Genomic DNA, 21,575 nt, shown 5'->3' on the forward strand with positions numbered 1-21,575 from the left:
GCGCTACTGTTTGTTTTGGAGGAATGCTTCCATTTCAGCTTCTTTTTCTTCAAGGCCGTTTTCTTTAGCCTGCTTGATAGATCGCTGCATCTGTTTATAATCTTTGGGAAGAACCTTTACGAAACTAGGAATCATTTCCTGCCACTTGGCCAGTACTTTCCAGCTGCGGTGGCTGTCGGTATATTCCGCGTGATTACGAATCATCTCCTGTACTTCTTCAATCTCATCATTATCACGGAGTTTGGTAAGTTCTACCATCTCAGTATTGCAGCGCTTGTGAAACTGTTGGTCCAAATCGAGGACATAGGCAATACCGCCTGACATACCTGCTGCAAAATTACGACCTGTATCTCCGAGTACTACTACGCGACCACCAGTCATATATTCGCAGGCATGATCGCCGACTGATTCCACCACGGTATGAAGCCCGCTGTTACGAACACAAAACCGTTCACCGGCTTTGCCACGAATGTAAGCTTCTCCATTAGTAGCTCCATAAAAAGAGACGTTACCGACTATAATGTTTTTAGCCGGGTCAAATCGTGCATCTTCCGGGGGATAAAGAATCAGCTTGCCGCCCGAGAGTCCTTTGCCAAAGTAATCATTGGCATCTCCTTCAAGTTCCAGGGTCATTCCCTTGGGGATAAAAGCACCAAAACTTTGTCCTGCTGATCCCTTGAATTTCAGATGGATTGTATCTTCCGGCAACCCATCGGAACCGTGACGTCGAGTAATTTCGCTCCCGACAATAGTTCCAACCACCCGGTTGGTATTTTTGATTGGGAGAGTTGCCTTAACACTTTTCCCCTCCGAAAGTGCCGGGGCACAAATATCCATTAGTGTTTGGATGTCAAGGGCATTGTCAAGCCCATGATTTTGGCTTATTATTTTGTGGGTCCCGACCCTGTCAGCAGCATCAGGCCGATGCAGAATCGGCGACAGATCCAGATATTTACCCTTCCAGTGATCGGTTTCTTTTTGTTTGAGCTTGTCAACGCGACCGACCATTTCATCAATATTTCGGAAGCCAAGTTTTGCCATGTGCTCCCGCAGGTCCTGAGCCACAAACTTCATGAAATTCACCACATACTGTGGATCACCGGTAAACTTTTCGCGCAGCTCGGGGTCTTGTGTAGCGATTCCTACAGGACACGTATTGAGGTGGCATACACGCATCATGATACAACCGAGCGTAATCAGGGCACTGGTGCCGAAGCCGAACTCTTCGCCGCCGAGCAAAGCGGCAACGGCAATATCGCGTCCTGTTTTAATCTGGCCGTCCGTTTCAAGAGCCACGCGGCTTCGCAAATTGTTCATCACCAACGTTTGATGCGTTTCGGATACGCCGAGCTCCCACGGCAGGCCGGCATGTTTGATACTTGTTTGTGGAGAGGCTCCTGTTCCGCCGTCGTGACCGCTGATCAGGATGACATCAGCTCGTCCTTTGGAGACGCCGGCAGCAATTGTACCCACTCCAACAGCCGATACCAGTTTAACATTGATAGCTGCATCTTTATTGGCATTTTTGAGATCGTGAATCAGCTGGGCCAGATCTTCTATGGAATAGATGTCGTGGTGCGGCGGCGGTGATATTAATCCTACACCCGGTGTGGACAGGCGAACCTCGGCTATCCAGGGATAAACTTTCCGGCCGGGAAGCTCGCCACCTTCGCCGGGTTTGGCTCCCTGTGCCATTTTAATTTGGATCTCCTCACTCTCTGTGAGATATTCACTGGTTACCCCGAAACGTCCCGACGCTACCTGTTTGACCGCACTGCGTTTCGAATCGCCGTTGGGTTCCGGTGTATATCGAGAGGGATCTTCACCACCTTCGCCGGTATTACTCTTGCCGCCGATGCGGTTCATTGCAATAGCCAGCGTTTCGTGTGTTTCTTCACTGATTGAACCATATGACATTGCTCCCGTTTTAAAACGTTTGCATATTTCTTCCACCGATTCCACTTCCTCAATAGGAATCGATTCCGACTCATCAACATTGAAATCCAAGAGAGACCGGAGGTTCGGCGGAGGATCATCCTGCTCGTCAATCAGTTTGGTGTATTCCTTGTAGAGCTCGTAGTCACCATTTTTTGTGGCGAGCTGCAGCGTATGTACCGTCTTGGGATTATAAGCGTGATACTCGCTGCCGTTTCGCCATTTGTATTGCCCGCCTTCATCCAACACCTGTCCATTTGTTTCATAATTGGGATAGGCACGCTGATGACGCAGTTTTGCCTCCTTGGCAATGGTATCAAGCCCAATACCGCCGATGCGAGAGTCGGTCCAGGTGAAGTATTTATCAATCACTTCTTTATCGATTCCGAGCGCTTCGAAAATCTGGGCGCCGCGGTACGACTTAATCGTGGAGATCCCCATTTTGGACATTACTTTTACGATGCCTTTAACTACGGCTTTGTTATACCCATGTTGAGCCCGTTGAAAGGAGAGATCAAGGTGACCTTGTTCGATAAGATCATGCAGGCTTTCATATGCCATATACGGGTTAATAGCTTCCACACCATATCCTATAAGTGTACAAAAATGGTGGGTTTCGCGCGGTTCCCCGGATTCAAGCACCAGGCCGACTTGCGTGCGCGTGCCGGATCGAATCAGGTGATGGTGCAGACCTGCAACCGCGAGTAATGCGGGTATAGGGGCTTTTTGCTTGTTGAAATTGCGATCGGAGAGAATCAGTATGTTGGCACCTTTGGCAATGGCTTGATCAGCAGCTTCAAACAGATTATCCAACGCCTGTTCGAGACCATCGCCTCCTTTATCCACATCAAAAAGAATAGGCAGTGTTTTGCTTTTGAAGCCGGGCTCGTCGATGTTTTTGAGCTTTTCCAGCTCATCATTTTTCAGAATGGGATCTTCCAATCTGATCTGTCGGCACGATTCCGGCCCGGGGTCCAGAATATTCCCCTCGGAACCCAGCGTGACTTCAGTGGAGGTAATAAGCTCTTCGCGAATGGGATCGATCGGTGGATTTGTCACCTGTGCAAAAAGCTGTTTGAAGTAGTTGTAGAGCAGTTGAGGTTCATTGGAGAGTACGGCAATAGGGGCATCATTTCCCATTGCACCCACCGGTTGCAGCATGTCTTCCGCCATGGGGCCGACGTTCACATTCAGATCCTCATACGTATACCCAAAAGCTTTTTGGCGGTGTATGATATCCTCGTGATCGAGATCAAGTTCATCTTCGAAGTCATGAGCCAAATTTTTAAAATCGATGAGATTCTCATCCAGCCACTCGCGATAGGGATGTTCGCGGGCAATCTCATGCTTAATCTCTTCATCACTTTTGATGCGTCCCTCTTCAGTATCAATCAACAGCATACGACCTGGCTGCAGTCGATCCTTATACACGATATCTTCTGGTGGGATATCCAAAACTCCAACCTCAGACGAGAGCACAACGTTGTCATCATTGGTCACATAATAGCGCGAGGGACGAAGCCCGTTACGATCAAGTGTAGCTCCGACAATTTTTCCATCGGTAAAAGCAATAGATGCCGGTCCGTCCCACGGTTCCATGAGGCAGCTGTGATATTCGTAAAAAGCTTTCATCTCATCGTCCATGTTTTCATGCTTTTCCCAGGGCTCCGGAATCATCATCATCATAGCGTGAGGCAGTGACCGTCCACTTAGCAGCAGGAATTCAAGACAGTTGTCGAATTTGGCAGAATCGCTTCCGTATTCCTGGATAATCGGCGTTATCTCTTCCAGGTCATCTCCAAAAAGGTGAGAACCTAACTGTGCTTCGCGGGCATGCATGGCATTCTGATTACCGCGCAGAGTATTAATTTCTCCGTTGTGAATCAGGTAGCGGTAGGGATGAGCGAGCTCCCAGCTTGGAAAGGTGTTCGTACTGAATCGCGAGTGTACCAGGGCCAGGGCTGACTCCATCCGGGGATCCGAAAGGTCGGGATAAAAATCCTTAAGCTGCGTGGAAGTGAGCATACCTTTGTAAATGATGGTCCGCGACGAAAGGCTGGGGATATAATAGTAATCTTTACCCGTCAGCTCACTGTTAGCTATGGCTTTGGAAGCTCGGCGGCGTATCAGGTAGAGCTTTCTTTCAAAATCGAGATCCGTTTGGAGATCTGAACTTCTTCCGATAAACAGTTGCCGGACGGCCGGCTCTGCGTCGATAGCAGATTGGCCGAGATAATAATTATTGGTTGGGACTTTTCGCCATCCGAGTACCTCTTGTCCTTCTTCCTCAACGATATCTTCAACGACTTCTTCGCAGGGTAGCCGGTTTTCACGATCCGGTGGCAGGAAAAACATTCCTACTGCATATTGTCCCGGCCGTGGCAGATTAATTCCCAATCCCTGGCATGAATGATCCAAAAACTTGTGGGGGATCTGCATCAGGATGCCGGCTCCGTCGCCAGTGTTGGCCTCTGCACCTGTGGCACCCCGATGGTCCAGGTTGTGTAGTACAGTTAGGGCATCCTCAACAATCTTATGAGACTGTTTGCCCTTGATGTTTACGATAAATCCTATTCCGCATGCATCATGTTCGTGTTTGGATTGGTACAACCCTTGGTCGGAATCCATGATATGTATGATTTAAGTTTATAAGCTAATAATACGCAGGATGATCAGGTTAAAATTATACGTTCATGTAAGTAGGGAAGCTCAAGTATCAGTTAGGATAGCGACTTGGCTGTTTTAAGAATGTCGGTTAACACACCGGCGGCAGTTACTTTTTTGCCTGCCCCAGCTCCCTGTATAATCAATGGAGTTTGATTATACAGTTCTGAAAAAATCTGAATTAGATTATCTGTTCCCTTTAGTTGCCCCAGAGGTGAATCTTTAGGGACAGACTGAGTGCCAATTTTGATTTTTCCATTCTTAAGCTGTCCCGTATAACGTAGAGTTTTGTTTTTCTGTAGAGCCTCTTGGATATGTTGTTCCCATTCACTGTCAAATTGTGGCAATTCCTTCAGAAAAGTATCCTGGTCTGCTTCTGCTAACTCTTCGGGAATCAGTGATTCTACCTCTAGTTCATCACGCTCAATGTTAAGCCCCAGGGTGCGGGCCAGCGTCAGGAATTTACGGGCTACATCTTCACCGGAAAGGTCATCACGCGGATCGGGCTCGGCGTATCCCTTCTCGCGTGCATCAACAATAGCTTTACTAAACGGTACGCCTTGTTCCAGCTGGTTAAATAAATAGGTCATCGTGCCTGAAACTACCCCCGAAATTTCACGAATTTTATCGCCTCCCGCTTGCAGGTCGTTAAGCGTAGAAATGACGGGAAGACCTGCTCCTACGGTGGTTTCGTAGCGGAATGAAGTATTATGCTCTTTGATTAATGACCGAATTTCATCAAAAAATGACTGTTCAAAGGTGTTTGCCAATTTACTTGGCGTGACGATATGAATGCCGCTGGAAAATAGTTCGGGATAGAGCCGGGCTACTTCTTCGCTGCCGGTTGCGTCGACAAAGATGAGATTATGTCGAAACGGCTGAGTTAATTTTGTGGTGAGTTTGTCCCAATCGGTGTCTTCGGATTGTGACCAGTCAAGCCCGGAGTTAAAGCTGAGGCCTTTATTGTCCCACAGTGCATTACGACTGTTGCATACCCCCAGCAGTCGGAAACGAATACCTTCAGGTTCTACATTTTTCAACTTTTCCAGAAGTGTTTTGCCTACTGCACCTGTACCAGCAACAAAAAGGTCTATCACCGTTTGACTATCCTGCAGGTAGTCATTCATCAGACGCGCTGCCCGCTGGGCATCATCCTCTTTAAATAAAAATGAAATAAAGCGCTCATCGCTGTTGCGTTCTGTACTTATCGGTTGCAGTTGATTCGAGCTAAGAAGATTCCAAATTCGCTTGCTTAATCTGTCATTATCACCAAAGTGATTGCTGAACTTCTTCACTTTATACAGGTCATCCTCGAGATCAAGCACAATGTTTTTATCCACAGCCCAATTGGCCAGGCGATCAGAGACTTGTTCAAAGAACGATTTACGGAGCAGGAAACGGGCAGGTTCATATCCGGACTGTCGTTTGTAACCTACAGCTTCAGATACATGACTTTCTTCCTGCCATTCATTCAGTTTTGAAAGAAGTTCAAATGCATAGCTCTCCTCGATTTGAAGCTTTATAAAAGGACCAGACAGGGTTATCGTCTTCAATGTACCATTTGAATTGTATTCCGAAGTTATCAGAGTACCCGGATGGCTTGGGTTATGACTGTTCTTCACAAGTACTGAAGTTTCTTTATCTCGAATAGGCTGTATGGTTTGTGGATGGATGACTTTGGCGCCATGAGCAGAGAGTTCTGCGATGTCGGCAAAGCTCAACTGTTCGATAGGTTCGGCCGTGGGCACCCACTTGGGATCGGCGGTGAGTACGCCATTGACATCGGTCCATATTTCTAGATGGTTAGCATCAAGGGCACCGGCAATAAGACTGGCGGAGTAATCAGAGCCGGAGCGTCCCAGCGTGGTAATTTGATCAGCAGAATCAGAACCTATAAAGCCGGTAATAACAGGTACGGTATCAACAGTACCTAAGAATTTCCGTACTAGTTTGAGAGTCAGGTTTTGGTCTACTTGTGCCTGTCCATAAGTTGCATCAGTTTTGATAAAATGATGAGCTTCAATAGGTTCGGCAGGCAAGTTTTTGTTTGAAAGTACCGCCGCAAAAATTATAGCTGAGGCTCGTTCCCCCACGGAAAGTATTCGATCTCTCCAAACCCTTGGCTGTCGTTCTCGAAGCGAATGGTCCTGGACTGTGGCTCTCAACTCTCCGAAAAGGTCTTGCAGATTTCCCCGCTGTGGATGATCGGAAGAAATTAAATCATCGAACAACTGTTGATGGAGTCCTTCTAATTCTTCCACTTTTTGAAGTGCCGTCTCCAGATCATCTGCATATTGGTCAGCAAGCTGAATAAGGGTATCCGTAACACCGCCAACAGCAGAAACAACAACGTAGGGATGGGCTTCCTGCATCCGTTCAATGACAATATCGGCAGATTGATTTATGAGTGAAGCTGTTTTTAGCGAAGATCCGCCAAATTTGATGATATGTTTTTGGGGTGAAAGCATATTAGGGTTGTACTGTACGTTGAGTTAGTTCTGATTTAAATGATTTGATAATTGCGTTAAGCTGATCGAATTCGATAAGAAACGCATCGTGCCCGTGCCGCGACTCGATTTCTTTGTATTGTCCACGGGGTAATAGCCGGGCCAGCTCTTGACACTCTTCCCGCGGATAAAGCAGATCGCTGTCGATACCAATAGCAACGGCGGGTATAGACAGCTGCTGAAGGACACTTTTAAAATTGGAGCGTTCGCGGGCTACGTCATGAGAATCCATGGCCTGCGTAAGCCGGATATATGATACCGCATCGAACCGGCCGACAAGTTTTTGTCCCTGGTAGCTGAGGTACGATTCTACCTCGAACTGATCCGTGCCATCCTGCAGGCGGCGACCAAATTTCTTATCGAAATCACTGGGATGGCGATAGCTGTTCATTGCAATCATGCGGGCCAGCGCCAATCCTTTTTCAGGAGGATTCTCTTCCGAATAGTACCCGCCATTCCAGTTCGGATCGTTAATAATGGCCTGTCTTTGGGTGTGACTGATGCCAATAGCCCATGGACGGTGCTTTTTGCCCATGCCAATGAGTGCTGCGGATTTCGGTCGCTCATCCATAATGCACCACTCGAGCGCCTGCATGCCGCCCATTGATCCGCCGATTACCAGTTCAATACCGCTGATCTGTAGCTCATCAAAAAGCTTTTGCTGCAGGCGAACGATATCTCTGATGGTAACCTCGGGAAAATCGATGCGATATAGGTCTCCGGTTTGGGGATTTACAGAAGTTGGCCCTGTTGTGCCATAAAAGCTGCCCAGTACATTGGGACAGATAATAAAATGCTTGTTGGGATCCAGGGCCTTGCCAGCTCCAAAAAGGCCGCCGAACCATTCATCCGCTTCGGTGTTGCCCGTCAGAGCATGACACACAAGCACTACATTATCCCGTTCGGCATTAAGTTCTCCCCAGGTTTGATAGGCGATCACAGGTTCGGGAATAGCCGAACCGCCTTCTGTGACAAAGGGCTCATCAAAACTTTGTGTTTGTTGAATACTCATTATTTAATAGTTCATATAGTACGAGCGGACACTCCACTATATTCATTTTATGCTGTTGTTTTAATCTTACTGAACGCTATTTCGAAGTCTTCTTTGATATCATCGATATGTTCGATGCCTACAGAAACGCGAATTAAATCAGGTTCAACCCCGCTGGACGCCTGTTCTTCGTCGCTAAGCTGTTGGTGTGTTGTCGAAGACGGGTGAATGACCAGCGTCTTGGCATCGCCTACATTGGCCAGATGACTGGCAAGCTCTACGTTCTCAATAAATGTTCGTGCTGAATCGAAACCGCCTTTGACGCCGAATGTGAGTACTGCACCAAACTTGCCGGGATTTAAATATTTTTTAGCTCGCTCGTGGTAAGGATGGTCGGGTAATCCGGTATAGTTTACCCACTCGACAGCATCTTGTTCCTGCAGCCACTCTGCCAGCGCAAGCGCATTTTCGCAGTGTCGTTCAGTACGCAGTGACAGCGTTTCCAATCCCTGTAAAAACAGAAAGCTGTTAAATGGAGACGGTGCCGAACCGAAGTCGCGAAGGGCCTCTACCCGCGCCCTGATTGCGAAAGCGATATTTCCGAAAGGACCGTCGGGACCGAATGTCTCCCAAAAGTTAAGGCCGTGATAAGCCGGAGATGGTTCGGTAAATACGGGAAAGTTGCCATTGCCCCAGTTAAAGTTGCCGGCATCCACAATCACTCCGCCGATGCTGGTGCCGTGTCCGCCGATCCATTTTGTGGCCGATTCTACGACGATGTTCGCGCCATGTTCAATAGGTCGGGCAATAGCACCCGCAGCACCAAACGTGTTATCAACGATGAGGGGAATCCCGTACTTTTCGGCAAGATCAGAAAGTCCGTCAAAATCAGGCACATTGCCGCGGGGATTTCCTATCGATTCCACATAAATTGCTTTCGTATTATCGTCAATGGCAGCTTCGTAGCTTTCAACTTTGTCGTCTTCAACAAAGTTTACATCGATACCCAGTCGGGGCAGGGTTACTTTAAACTGATTGTATGTGCCTCCATACAAAAAGCTGGTTGAGACGATGTTGTCACCGGCCTGAGCGATGGTGGCAATGGTCATAAACTGAGCCGATTGTCCCGAAGCGGTGGCTACGGCAGCGGCTCCGCCTTCGAGTGCGGCGATGCGCTTTTCAAACACATCATTCGTAGGATTCATGATCCGCGTATAGATATTGCCGAACTCCTTTAGCGCAAAAAGCGTGGCTGCATGTTCGGTATCATCAAATTCGTATGATGTCGTTTGATAAATGGGGACAGCTCGCGATCCGGTTGTAGGATCGGGCTCTTGTCCTGCATGAAGCTGTAGTGTTTCAAATTTAAAGTTGCGTTCTTGTCCGTTAGTACTCATAGTGTTATAGATGTAAAGTTACTGTTGTTAATTTTCGTCTGACTCTTCTTTTGGTCGTATTAAAAACTGGTGATCGACTTTAATACACCGGTTTTCGTAAAGCTCAATGCCCGATCCGTTAATCTTTTCTGCTTGCTCAGGTTGTTCACCCGTTCCCAGCTGTAGCCAGATAGCGCGTGGTTGTGGTTCCAATTCCAGAGCCTGATCCACCGCTTTATGCAGATGGTCGGGTGGCAAGAATACATCCACCACATCAATGGGGTGGGGGATGCTTTTAAGGTCCGGATATGATTTTTTACCCAATATTTCATCCGCATTGGGATTAACCGGAACAATTGTGTAGCCGGCGTTTTGGAGATACCGCGCTACAAACTGGCTGTCTTTGTGAAAACTGCGCGAAAGACCGACAACAGCAATCGTCGAAACTTGCTCGAGCGTTTGCTCGGCGCGATCAGTTTCGGCGTTGAGCTCTTCTGTAGCGCGCATCTTTTCATCGTACCAGTTGTTAAACGTTGATTTCATGAACTTATACATACCTGACTGATGCCATCACTGAAAGCGATGGCATCAGTAATTAAAATTTCTCAGCAAATAAAAAAGCCTCTTCCAAGATCTTCGGCCGGTATAAAGGAGAAGATCTTAGAAGAGGCTTTGAAATAAACCCGTTGCGGGTAAATAAATGACCTCATCTCTCATCTTTCCCCGGTATACCGGAGCAGGAAGTAGCACCTAACCCCCGACATAATATGTGCGGGGCGGTTGCCAAGGCTTCTTCGGGCCTGATCCCTCAGCCTTTCTTGATAAGAGTGTTCAGTAATTCAAAAAGAACAATTAACAAAAAAGCCCTTCGGGATTCGCCGAAGGGCCTTAAACTGCTTCACAAGTGGAAACGAATTCAGTCCTCCGGTTGCAGGCGTAGCATACATAGCATGCACATGCAACAGAGGCAGCAGATATTTTCAGTGATTCGATTCATAGATAACTTGTGTTTTAATTTCAGCACTAACTTAAGGTATTGTCTCAACCCAAACAAGTGTTAAATAATTTTTTTCTAACGCGTTTAGCGGTTGGGAAAAAACCTCTCAGTCATCGCGGATCGGAGTTCAGGATGACTAAAAGGTTTTTAGAAGAAATAGACCAAGTATCTTCAACCACTAAATGCGAATTTTCTAATTACAGATCTGTTTTTCATACGTTTTAAATTTAAGACGTATGATCATCTTCTTGTTTTATAAAATACATCTCAAATTTGGTTCCATCTTCAGAGATCAAGTCGTATTCGCCGTCTAACTGCTGGTTCAGTGTATCAATTAGTTTTAATCCCAGTGAATTTGTGTTTTTAATTTCAAGATCCTCGGGTAATCCCTTTCCGTCATCTTTGACAATCAAATGGATTTTTTCGCCTTCTTCTTTACAGATAATAGAAATTGTCCCGCCATCCTTATCAAAGGCATGTTTGTGAGCATTCGTGATCAATTCATTCAAAATTAATCCCAGAGGAACAGCCTGTCGCATGGGCAGAGAAACAGGGTTTAATTGTAACTCAAATTTAACATTCGTTGAACCGTCAATATTTTCTATTGATCCGCTGACCTGCTCAACGAGATCTTTGACATAGGAATCCAGCGTAATGCTGGCAAGCCCTTCTGTTTGGTATAGCTTCTCGTGAATAGAAGCTATCGACTGCACACGGTTCATGCTTTCAGAAAGTACTTCCTTTACTTCTTCCTGTTCGCTCTTCATAATTTGTAATTCAAGTAGTCCGGTAATCGTCGCCAGGTTATTTTTAATACGGTGGTGGGTTTCTTTAATGAGGATTTCCCGATCCTTAATAGTTTCCTGCAGTTTTTGCTGCCGCTTCCATTCTTCGGTAACATCCCGCTGAACCGAAACAAAATGCGTTATTATCCCTTCATCATTATAGATGGGATCGATTGACCATCGCAGTCGATATGCCGACCCGTCTTTTTTATAGTTAAAAGTTTCACCCGTAAAGCGTTTGCAATTGCTAAGTTTTTGCACCAGGTCTTTAATAACCTCTGGATCTGTTTTCGGACCCTGCAAAAAAGACGGTGCTTTCCCATATACTTCTTCCCTAGAATACTGCGTAACTTCTTCAAAAGCTTTGTTTACAAATAATATTTTCTCCTCTCCGATTACTTCCGGTGCATCTGTTACTATGACCATCTCCCCGGTCGTTTCGATCGCCTTCAGCAATATCTTTGATACATTTACTTCGGTGTCATTTAACTGGTTTTCAAAATGCTGAAATATATCGCTTGCCATTTTATTTTGGTTTAGAGTAGGTGGGTGCTGCCAACGAATCTTTCCTTATATAATAATCAGGATTGACAGAAAAATCTTCTGTTTTTTGTAACTGAAGATCCGATCTTTTCCATCGTTCAGAAGTTGGATAGATAAATGAGTAACCATCATCGTCAAGTGTCACTTCCAGCGGCATATTAAATTGCGGGATATCAGCTTCCCAGCGGTAATAAAGAACATCATCTTTAATAGCATATTTGAGCACAGGGAGGTCCGCATAATGCAGATATTGATCGAATATATCATCCAGGTCTTTGCCCGATTTTTCGATGATGTATCGCTCTACCTCATCGGCACTGACTGTTTGGTGGCGAAACTCTTTTTGCAATCCACGTAAAATATTTTTCCATGTTGAATCATTATTTACAATCTGGCGGATCATATGCAGCATATTGTGAGCTTTGCTGTACATATCTCCGGAGCCTTCATTATTTAGGCCATATTCACCGGTGATTGGCTCTTTGTTTTCAATTCCGTCACGAATTCCGCGGGTATATTCGGCGCCAGCTTCTTTTCCAAAGCGGCATTCGGTATAAATCGACTCCGAATAGCTGGTAAATCCTTCATGTACCCACATATCGGCCACATCTTTTGTGGTGATGCTGTTGCCCCACCACTCATGGCCCGCCTCATGAATAATGATAAAATCCCATTTGAGTCCCCAGCCAGTGCCCGAGAGGTCACGTCCCAAATACCCGTTCTGATACTCATTTCCATAGGCCACGGCACTCTGATGTTCCATCCCCAGGTGCGGCGTTTCCACAAGTTTGAAGCTGTCTTCATAAAAAGGATAGGGTCCGAACCAATCCTCAAAACACTCCATCATCGGTTTAACCTGCTGGAACTGTTTTTTTGCTTTCTCCAGATTATGCTCCAGTACCCAATAGCTTAGGTTAAGCGTACCGTTTTTACCTTCATATGTATCCGAAAAGTTAACATAGTTGCCGGCATTCACAGCTACATTATAGTTGTTTATGGGATTGGAAACGAACCAGCTCCACGTGGTCATGCTATTTTCATGGTGTGTCGTATCACGCAGGCGACCGTTAGATATATTTTTAATTTCACTTGGCACAGTAATGATGATAGACATGCTGTCTGGTTCGGCTGTCTGATGGTCCTTATTTGGCCACCAGACGCTGGCGCCGAGACCCTGATTTGCGGTTGCAATCCAGTTGTTGCCCAGGGAATCCTGTGCCCAGACAAAACCGCCGTCCCAAGGAGCATTTTGGGCGACTTTCGGCTTGCCTTGATAATAAACAGAAATTGTATGTATAGAACCTTCATCGAGATCTCTTGGCACATCCACGAAATAGGCATAGCTGTTTTTTGCGCGCTCATAGGATAATTCTTCTCCATTTTGTTGGATTTGATCAATTTGCAGTGGGTCTTGCAGGTCGATCTGCATTCGGCGCGGTTCGTCGGTTACTTTGTATGTGATATTATTATATCCGCTGATGGTTGAATCTTCAGGCTCAACTGTTACATGCAGATCGTAGTAGACGACATCCCACCAGGCGCGTTGCGGAGTGATCGATCCGCGTAGGGTATCAGCTTCAGTAGCAAGAACGCCGGAATCCTGGGCGATGGCAGGAAAAGATATTAATCCCATTAAAAATAATAGTCCAATGGGCCGAAGGAATGAGTGAAAAGTTTTCATGTGGGATTTATTTCAAAAAATTAGGTGAAATAATTTGGTCAAGAGCTTTACAACTAGTGGGAAATAATAGGGAACCGTTTGAGCCAGGTATAATTTATCATGTTTATAATCATGGTAATGCAGAAGATCTTATCTTTAGGAAAGATAAGAATTACCCATTCTTTTTACAGAGATATCAAGAGTATATTCCAGTCCCTCACTGTTGTAAAAGCTTTAGAATAAGAATTCATTGGATCCTTCGCGAGAGACCTCAAGAAGTTTTTAGATAAGATATAGGAAGGAACATTGTTCGGCTGATCATTTTCTAAATAACCCACCACGCCTGAAGATGAATCATCAGGCTAAGAAGTAAAAAACCAAAACTCACTTTAAGTGAGCTTTTACAAAATACTCTTAGCCCACGGATTCATCCGTGGGTAGAAGGGATTTCAGTGGATATCTAAAAACTCTCTGTGTGATCCTCCGTGTTACTTTGGTGTAACAACTTATATGCTTTACTACTATAATTCGTTTAATACCCATAATGCCGAACCCGACTCGGATCTTCGCGCCATTTTTCGCGGACTTTCACATGCAGATCCAGATATACTTTCTTATCAACGAAATCTTCAATGACTTCGCGCGCGCTCTTGCCCAGCTTTTTGATGGCCTTGCCCCCCTTGCCGATGAGGATACCTTTTTGTGACTCTCGATTGACAATAATATCAGCGCTGATATAGTCGAGATCGTCCCGCTCATCATACTGCACAATATCGATGGTCGCAGAATAAGGAATCTCCTGATGATAGAGCAGGAAAAGCTGCTCTCGGATCATTTCGGCCACAAAGAAACGGATAGGATGCTCGCTAATCATATCCTTCGGATAGAAGGGCGGACCCGGTTTGATATTAGCTTTTATTGTATCCATCAAATTTTGCAGTCCGGTTCCATTCAACGCGGAAACGAACAGTGTGTCATCAAACTCAAACTTCTCTTGTATCTGTTTGGCGATTACTTCAGCCTCTTGATCCGAGACTTTGTCAATCTTATTGATCACCAAAAAAATCTCTTTGTTTTTCATCTCTTTAAACATCTTGTAGATCCGCTGCGGGATTTGGTGATCCGTAACATCAACAATAAGTAAGAGGATGTCCGCATCCCTTCGGGCCCGGTCTACGGTCTTCATCATTGCCTTTTGCAGTTCGTAACTGGGATTGATAATGCCTGGTGTATCAAGAAAGATAATCTGCATATCTTCCTCGGAGTGGATCCCCAGAATCTGATGACGCGTAGTCTGCGGTTTGTGTGTGGTAATCGAAATCTTATTGCCCAGCAGGCGGTTCATCAACGTGGATTTTCCCGCGTTGGGCTTGCCCAAAATGGCTACGTAACCGGATCGATGTCCTTCAGTGTTTTCCATGATTTAACTATAGTCTTGCAGCTGTTTGTCGTGCATTATTGCTAAAAACTTTTTTACAGTACTTTCGAGTCCGTAAAAAAGAGACGATGATACCAGAGCATGACCGATGCTGATATCGTTCAGATGGGGAACGTTCTCAACCAGCGGACCCAAGTTGTCCAGGTTTAGTCCGTGCCCCGCATTTACCTTGATACCCAGGTTATGCGCAAGCTGAGCCGCTTCTTTCAACCGCTCTAGCTCATGAAGCCTTTTCTTTTCTGTAGGAGCGTTGGCGTAGGTACCGGTATGGAGCTCAATCGCATCAGTACCGAGTTCGTTTGCCAGTTCAATATCTTCTTTATTGGGATCGATGAAGAGGCTTATTTCGATGTCGGTTTGTCGAAATTTTGGAAATACCCGCTGTTGAAAATCATCAAAAACTGTGGCCATATTAAGTCCGCCTTCTGTTGTTAGCTCTTCCCGGCTTTCAGGCACAAGCGTGACCAGATGTGGATCCACATCCAGTGATATTCTGATCATTTCCTCGGTCGCCGCCATCTCAAAATCCAGCGTTCCCGAGACATGTTCCTTAAGCTTATAAACATCTTCTGTTTTAATATGGCGGCGATCTTTTCGCAGGTGAAAAACAATTCCTGCCGCTCCGGCCTCTTCACACACTTTTGCGGCTTCCGTTGGGTCGGGATATCCTTCGCCCCGTGCGTTGCGCAGGGTGGCCACATGATCAACATTTACCAAAAGTTGCATAGCAAATTATGAAGCTTAATTTACAGTTGTCTTTAAACTCTTAAATATAGATCATTTAGCGGAGAGTTGAAGTCTGAATTCAAAGAATCTGATGGTGCGACTAAAAACCTTATTATTACTTTTATTTATGGGATGGCTGTCCACAGCCTGCGGCGTTGTGCCACGTTCGACTCATCCCCCGAACTCCAGTCCGGCTGCAGTATCAAGTACTGATACGGCCGGTGCAGGCACCTCAGATTCTGAACCATCTGAATCTGATTCAAAGCCGCCGGCAATGGCCATTTCTTCTCTGGATGCTGTAAAAGCATCACTCATGCAGGCCTATCGTGATTGGGAGGGCACGCCGTATGTTTTGGGCGGTACCTCAAAAGAAGGAGTGGATTGTTCCCGTTTCGTTAATATTATTTTCGATGAATACTTTGCCGTTGATCTGCCGACAAACACGCGAAGTCAGCTTAACGTTGGTGATGGTATTCGTCGAAAGGCTGTGCGCTCAGGAGATCTTGTATTTTTTAAAACCGGTCGCCAGGATCTTCATGTAGGTATAGCTGTTAATCAGGGAGAGTTTCTTCATGCTTCAACATCAAATGGGGTGATGATTAGTAAGCTGGGCAACAGTTATTGGCGAAATAGATTTTTAGAAGCACGTCGGGTTTTGTGATAATTTGTTGTTTAGGCTTGTAAAAAAGGATTGATTCTTCTGTTCTGTATGTTATACTAGATACGGTTTCCAAATAAAAGTTACTGTAAGTGGACAGTTCCCACTCTATATCGCAATCTGACGAGGAATTGTGGGCGAACATAAAAAAAGGACAGAAAGATTCATTCCGCGCACTTTTTCTTCGATACTACGACTCTCTTTTTAACTACGGATTATCCGTTAGTACAGAAGAGGAGATAGTAGAGGACTGCCTGCAGGAATTATTTTATCAGCTTTGGGAGGGACGGTCGGATTTGTCTGACGTTCAAAATGTCAGAGGATATTTGTGGATCAGCTTCAGACGTAGGTTAATGAAGCAGATTAAAAAACGACATAGCTCCCGAAAAGGTTCTGTCCAATTTAATGTGAATATGAAAAAGGTAATGAGCATTGAGAGAGCCATTATTGATGAGGAAAAACAGCAGCAAAATCACCAAAGCTTACAGCAAGCATTTGATGATTTATCACAGCGTGAGCGAGAAGTTCTTTTCTTAAAGTACTATGAAGGGATGAGCTATTCGGAAATAGGAACAGTTTTAAACATCGAGTATCAAACTGTTCGCAACTATATGTACCGTGCTATTGATCGCTTGCGCAAATCCTTTAAAAAAGAAGGATTTAAAATCGCGCTCTCTATTTTGGCTCTCCTAATTGTTTAAAGCCCATCATTTACGCACAAAAAAATCATACGCCGATCTCTTCTTTGAAAGATATGCCGTTTAAATCTCATTAAGGGCGTTATTTTTTTGTTTTTCATTGATTACACGGAAAGTGTTTGCTCCTCTTTATTAGCGAAGACTATCAGAAATATATGTATGGCCAAAAAATCAGATCGAAGAATACTAAAACTTATTTGTGATCCTTCATTTCGAAATTGGTGTATGGGCACTGCTTCTGCCGAAGAAAGAGATTACTGGCAAAAGTGGATTTCAAAACATGAGGATTGTATCGACGATGTTCTCATTGCTAACAACATCGTGCTGGAACTTGAGCGGCAGGCGTATAAGGTACCGGAAAAACGAAAATACAATAGCTGGGATAAGTTAAATAAACGTATTGAATCATCTGCGGATAAACGGCATCGTTCACCTAAAAACGCTTCTACTTATTCTTCTTATGGATGGGTTCTGACAGCCGCAGCTTCATTTGCTTTAATAATTACAACATTCCTGGCCATCGAGTTTACCGATTTTATTGAAGTTTCAACGCCTGATGAAAATAGAAATCCGCCGCCAAATCTGCTAACAACAGCTACTGATTATGGTGAAAGAAAGATCATCACTCTTGACAGCGGAACCACTATTAGACTCAATGCAAATTCATCTGTCACTTACCATGACGGGTGGGTTTATGATGATACTGTAAAGATTCGGCTGGAGGGTGAAGCATATTTTGATGTTGTCTCTCGCACGGCTGATACAGGACCTGTTTTCCAGGTTGAAACTGATGACGGTGATATAAACGTGCTGGGCACTCGCTTTATGGTAAACACGTGGGATAAGCGTACAAAAGTTATTCTTGAAAAAGGAGAAGTAGCAATAAGACGAGGTAACATCACTGGGGGTATCAGTGACAGGAAAATTTTAAAACCAAACGAATTGGCTGAATTTAGTCGCACATTGTCGTCAGATATCAGGGTTCGGAATGTAAATACACAAACCTACACCTCCTGGACCAAAGGAGTATTTGTTTTTGAAAAGACATCTCTGACGGCTGTGGCTGATCGCATAGAGAAGATCTACGGTAAAGAAGTTGAGATTGAGGACCAGGAATTACTTTCAGAACGAGTTTCGGGTGCGGTGGAAAATAACGACTTGGAAGTGCTTTTATCCGCCTTAAGCCGAACGCTGCAGATTTCAGTAATTGAGTCAGCAGACCGAATAATTTTTAAGAAAGCTGTTTCCGAAGGCTCCTTTTATAAACAAAACACAAACAAACGGGGACGAGATGATTAAAAAAAGATACATACACACTCTGTTGGTATTTCTTATCACAGGGATGGTTGTACAGAGTAGTTTCGCGCAATCCGAGGGCAATGAGATACTGTCGCTAATAGATGCGCGAGATTACCAGGCATCAAAATCGATATCACTCGAGCAAATTTTAGATGATATCGAAGAAGCCAGAAATGTAGTGTTTCTGTATGATGTAAGCTTGATTGAAGGCAAACAGGTAAAGACCTCAACAGTTAAAGAAACTGAAGGGAATTTGGCGTTACAGCTGGGCAAAATTTTAAGTCCCTTCAATCTATCCTATGAGCGGCAGGGCGACCGGTCGTATGTAATTATTCCTAAAAAGGATGAAGAGAAGATCCTGGAAGGGGATTTGCGCGGGACAGTCATTGATGAATCGTCCGGAGATCCTATGCCGGGAGTAAACGTGTTTTTACCCGAGTTGAATATAGGAGCAGCATCTGATGCAGACGGTGTATTTGAGATTACAAATATTCCGGAAGGAGAATATCTGGTGCGTGCCACATTTGTTGGCTACGAAACCTATGAGCAAACAGTAGAGATTACCGAAGGGGAGACAACAATTGAGATTGTAATGAGATCGTCTGCCCTGCAGCTTGATGAGGTTGTTGTATCCGGTCTTGCTTCCTCTGTCAAGCGTGAAAATCTTGCTAACTCCGTTACTAAAATAAGTGCCGATGAGTTGGCTGGAAATACAACTCCCGCTACAGTAGATGGAGCCCTTCAGGGTAAGGTTGTGGGTACGAATATGACATCTGCAGGAGGTGCGCCGGGCGGTGGCGTAGACATTAAGCTGCGCGGAATCAGTACACTCGGAGCGGGCAGTTCGCAGCCACTTATTATTGTCGACGGGGTATATATAAATAATGATGAATTGGTGACCGGTGTTTCGGCCGTAAGTGCGCAGGCTGATCCAAATCAGGATGACGGGGCAAACAGGCTTGCGGATCTCAATCCCGATGAAATAGAATCAATCGAAATCCTTAAGGGTCCGTCGGCAGCCGCTATCTATGGAGCCCGGGCAAATGCAGGTGTTGTCATTATTGAAACCAAACGGGGAAGCGGCGGTGATACCCAGGTTAGTTTCAGCCAGGATGTGGGGTATTCATCTATACTCAATGAGATCGGAGCAGCTTCGTGGAGCGAAGAGAAAATTGATCAGGTTTACGGAGCCGGTTCTTCTACTGCACAAGCTGCTAAACAGATGTATAATGATGCCGTTTCCAACGGAACGCTGCGGAACTATGAAGATATAATATTCGGAAATAAAGGTGCTCAGGTGAATACCCAAATCAGCGTATCGGGCGGAGATGCCAAAACACAATTTTATGTGTCGGGAGCTTTTAAGGATGAAAACGGAATAATTGAAAACACCGGATTCGATCGGTATTCGCTGCGGGCCAATTTGGATCATCAGCTCAACGAAAATATCGATCTGTCTTCGAGCACCAATTATATCACCACCGAGAGCAACCGGGGATGGACCGGTAATGGTGGCGTCGGATCGGTTGTACAGGCTGTAGCTTTTACACCGCCATTTGCACAGTTGCTCCCGGATGAAAATGGAAATTATCCCGATAATCCTTTTTTCCAGATGAATCCGCTGGAGCTTATTGAGTACGGTGAAAATGAGCAGGATGTAAATAGGTTTCTGCAGTCTCTTGAAGCTAACTTCAAATTATATGAATCCGGAGCCCACAGGCTTGATTTAAATTTAGACGGCGGCGTGGATTTTATGAATTCGACCACCATAGCTTATATGCCGCCCTTTTTGCAATTTCAGCGGGCGCAGGCAAATCCCGGAGATGTGATCCACTCGGCAGAAAAGGTGCTCAATATTAATCTGCAAGGGTTTTTGGTTTACAATACTACAGTAGGGAGTGAAAATGCTCCCTGGAACCTAACTACACAGGCTGGTTACACTACCTATCACAATGAGCGGCAGCTGCAACAAGTTCGTGGACGCGGTCTGGTGCCCGGACAGACGAACGTTGAAAATGCCAGCCTGCAGGAAATCTTCAATCAAAATTTTGTAGATATTACTGATGTGGGATATGTGGCCCAGCAGGAAGTAAACTGGGCTGACAGGGTGATTGGTACCGTTGGTGCGCGATTCGATAAGTCGACTCTGAACGCTGATCAGGATAATTTCTACTTTTTCCCAAAAGCTTCGTTGGCGATCAACCTGACCAATTTTGACTTTTGGCAGGCCGATATTCTGGAGCAGTTTAAGTTACGCGGGGCCTACGGCGAAACGGGCGGATTGCCTAACTTCGGTGTTACATTCGAAGCCCTTAACAGTGGGTTGATTTCCGGTAACCTGGGGACATTCCGCTCTACCCGTACGATTGATCCCAATCTTGAGCCGGAGACTGCACAGGAGCTTGAAGTGGGAGCCGACTTAGGACTCCGTGGCGGGCGTGCTTCGCTGGAGGCGACCTACTATCAGAAAAATGTAAGTGATTTAATTCTGGATCAGGATCTCCCGGGCTCGTCCGGATTGCAGGTTATGGCGACTAATGCAGCGGATCTGAAAAATGAAGGAGTAGAACTCTCGCTGCGTACGGTACCTGTACAGCTGGATAAATTCAGCTGGAATTCTACGGTTAACTGGTGGAAAAACAGAGCCGAAATTACAGATCTGAAAGTACCAGCTTTTACAACCGGTGGTTTCGGGGCGGCTCTGGGCACCTTCTACATTGCCGAAGGGTTTTCACCCACTACCATTGTAGGTACGCCCTTTAATAGTGAAGAGGGCCGGTTTACTGAGTATGGTGATTCCCAGCCAGACTATCAGCTCTCATGGGCAAATACACTCAGCTTTTTGAATAACTGGGAGTTCAACTTCTTCTGGCATTACAGCCATGGGCAAAAGGTTATTAACCTGCGGCGCTTTTTGGCAGATAATGCCGGCACGACTCCCGACTGGAATGACGACAGCAATGGTGATGGTGTTCCCGACGGGCTTGATCGTCCCGGAGAAGGAGCAGGGCGCTTTGTAGCAGACGCGGGATACTTGAAACTACGAGAAATAAGTCTCTATTATACCGTGCCTTCTAGCTTTCTGGAAAGATTTGCAGGCGAAGCAGTTCGCGATATTAAGTTGGGAGCTTCCGGAAATAATGTGCTTTTATTCTCGGACTATCCCAGTTACGATCCTGAAGTATCAGAATTTGGATCGTCGGCAATTGGTACCGGTATTGAGGTTGCGGCCTATCCCAGCGCCCGAAAATTCATGTTCCATCTCAAACTCGATTTTTAATCTGTAAATACGATTTTT

Annotated in this window: 13 protein-coding genes and 1 riboswitch; of the genes, 4 read left to right on the forward strand and 9 right to left on the reverse strand. The window is 45.5% G+C overall.

The genetic code is table 11. The annotated features are described in order from the left end of the window. Positions 1 to 3: 3 nt before the first annotated feature. The 9 genes from gltB to ACT3ID_RS03240 form a co-directional block, all read right to left on the reverse strand. On the reverse strand, positions 4 to 4,563 hold the full coding sequence (gene gltB / locus ACT3ID_RS03200; protein ID WP_491540532.1) for a glutamate synthase large subunit: 4,560 nt from the start codon (positions 4,561 to 4,563) through the stop codon (positions 4 to 6). Between the two features lie 92 nt (positions 4,564 to 4,655). Then, positions 4,656 to 7,067 (reverse strand): aspartate kinase, encoded by a 2,412-nt coding sequence (locus tag ACT3ID_RS03205; protein WP_491540533.1) that lies wholly within the window; start codon positions 7,065 to 7,067, stop codon positions 4,656 to 4,658. A gap of 1 nt (position 7,068) precedes the next feature. Then, complete coding sequence (gene metX / locus ACT3ID_RS03210; protein ID WP_491540534.1) at positions 7,069 to 8,118, reverse strand: homoserine O-acetyltransferase MetX; 1,050 nt, start codon at positions 8,116 to 8,118, stop codon at positions 7,069 to 7,071. Positions 8,119 to 8,165: 47 nt separating this feature from the next. After that, positions 8,166 to 9,494: an O-acetylhomoserine aminocarboxypropyltransferase/cysteine synthase family protein gene (locus ACT3ID_RS03215; protein ID WP_491540535.1), complete on the reverse strand. Its 1,329-nt coding sequence runs from the start codon at positions 9,492 to 9,494 to the stop codon at positions 8,166 to 8,168. 27 nt (positions 9,495 to 9,521) lie between these two features. Continuing rightward, positions 9,522 to 10,016 (reverse strand): CoA-binding protein, encoded by a 495-nt coding sequence (locus ACT3ID_RS03220; RefSeq protein WP_491540536.1) that lies wholly within the window; start codon positions 10,014 to 10,016, stop codon positions 9,522 to 9,524. A 167-nt stretch (positions 10,017 to 10,183) separates the two neighbouring features. Beyond that, a riboswitch (SAM riboswitch) is annotated at positions 10,184 to 10,301 on the reverse strand. Positions 10,302 to 10,697: 396 nt separating this feature from the next. Further along, positions 10,698 to 11,780, reverse strand: coding sequence for a PAS domain-containing sensor histidine kinase (locus ACT3ID_RS03225; protein ID WP_491540537.1), 1,083 nt, complete (start codon positions 11,778 to 11,780; stop codon positions 10,698 to 10,700). Position 11,781: 1 nt separating this feature from the next. Continuing rightward, positions 11,782 to 13,479, reverse strand: coding sequence for a M1 family metallopeptidase (locus ACT3ID_RS03230; RefSeq protein WP_491540538.1), 1,698 nt, complete (start codon positions 13,477 to 13,479; stop codon positions 11,782 to 11,784). A 511-nt stretch (positions 13,480 to 13,990) separates the two neighbouring features. Beyond that, positions 13,991 to 14,878, reverse strand: a complete 888-nt coding sequence (era, locus tag ACT3ID_RS03235) for a GTPase Era (RefSeq protein WP_491540539.1) — start codon at positions 14,876 to 14,878, stop codon at positions 13,991 to 13,993. Between the two features lie 3 nt (positions 14,879 to 14,881). After that, positions 14,882 to 15,622, reverse strand: coding sequence for a pyridoxine 5'-phosphate synthase (locus ACT3ID_RS03240; RefSeq protein WP_491540540.1), 741 nt, complete (start codon positions 15,620 to 15,622; stop codon positions 14,882 to 14,884). A 91-nt stretch (positions 15,623 to 15,713) separates the two neighbouring features. Here ACT3ID_RS03240 and ACT3ID_RS03245 point away from each other — a divergent pair, with 91 nt between their 5' ends. From ACT3ID_RS03245 to ACT3ID_RS03260, 4 genes are all read left to right on the forward strand, one after another. Further along, positions 15,714 to 16,283 carry an NlpC/P60 family protein gene (locus ACT3ID_RS03245; RefSeq protein ID WP_491540541.1) on the forward strand — a complete coding sequence of 190 codons (570 nt, stop codon included), beginning with the start codon at positions 15,714 to 15,716 and terminating at the stop codon, positions 16,281 to 16,283. A gap of 89 nt (positions 16,284 to 16,372) precedes the next feature. Then, positions 16,373 to 16,981, forward strand: a complete 609-nt coding sequence (locus tag ACT3ID_RS03250; protein WP_491540542.1) for an RNA polymerase sigma factor — start codon at positions 16,373 to 16,375, stop codon at positions 16,979 to 16,981. 156 nt (positions 16,982 to 17,137) lie between these two features. Beyond that, complete coding sequence (locus ACT3ID_RS03255; RefSeq protein WP_491540543.1) at positions 17,138 to 18,277, forward strand: FecR family protein; 1,140 nt, start codon at positions 17,138 to 17,140, stop codon at positions 18,275 to 18,277. Further along, positions 18,270 to 21,557 (forward strand): SusC/RagA family TonB-linked outer membrane protein, encoded by a 3,288-nt coding sequence (locus tag ACT3ID_RS03260; RefSeq protein WP_491540544.1) that lies wholly within the window; start codon positions 18,270 to 18,272, stop codon positions 21,555 to 21,557. Before ACT3ID_RS03255 ends, ACT3ID_RS03260 begins: the two co-directional genes overlap by 8 nt. Positions 21,558 to 21,575: the final 18 nt, after the last annotated feature.

This window comes from Fodinibius sp. GM108 (assembly GCF_058386985.1).

Excerpts from the sequence above, each read along its gene's own strand:
- metX (WP_491540534.1), bottom strand. The coding sequence starts at position 8,118 with ATGAGTATTCAACAAACACAAAGTTTTGATGAGCCCTTTGTCACAGAA.
- gltB (WP_491540532.1), bottom strand. The coding sequence starts at position 4,563 with ATGGATTCCGACCAAGGGTTGTACCAATCCAAACACGAACATGATGCA.
- ACT3ID_RS03220 (WP_491540536.1), bottom strand. The coding sequence starts at position 10,016 with ATGAAATCAACGTTTAACAACTGGTACGATGAAAAGATGCGCGCTACA.
- ACT3ID_RS03205 (WP_491540533.1), bottom strand. The coding sequence starts at position 7,067 with ATGCTTTCACCCCAAAAACATATCATCAAATTTGGCGGATCTTCGCTA.
- ACT3ID_RS03215 (WP_491540535.1), bottom strand. The coding sequence starts at position 9,494 with ATGAGTACTAACGGACAAGAACGCAACTTTAAATTTGAAACACTACAG.
- ACT3ID_RS03230 (WP_491540538.1), bottom strand. The coding sequence starts at position 13,479 with ATGAAAACTTTTCACTCATTCCTTCGGCCCATTGGACTATTATTTTTA.
- ACT3ID_RS03255 (WP_491540543.1), top strand. The coding sequence starts at position 17,138 with ATGGCCAAAAAATCAGATCGAAGAATACTAAAACTTATTTGTGATCCT.
- ACT3ID_RS03260 (WP_491540544.1), top strand. The coding sequence starts at position 18,270 with ATGATTAAAAAAAGATACATACACACTCTGTTGGTATTTCTTATCACA.
- ACT3ID_RS03240 (WP_491540540.1), bottom strand. The coding sequence starts at position 15,622 with ATGCAACTTTTGGTAAATGTTGATCATGTGGCCACCCTGCGCAACGCA.
- ACT3ID_RS03225 (WP_491540537.1), bottom strand. The coding sequence starts at position 11,780 with ATGGCAAGCGATATATTTCAGCATTTTGAAAACCAGTTAAATGACACC.
- ACT3ID_RS03245 (WP_491540541.1), top strand. The coding sequence starts at position 15,714 with ATGGTGCGACTAAAAACCTTATTATTACTTTTATTTATGGGATGGCTG.
- era (WP_491540539.1), bottom strand. The coding sequence starts at position 14,878 with ATGGAAAACACTGAAGGACATCGATCCGGTTACGTAGCCATTTTGGGC.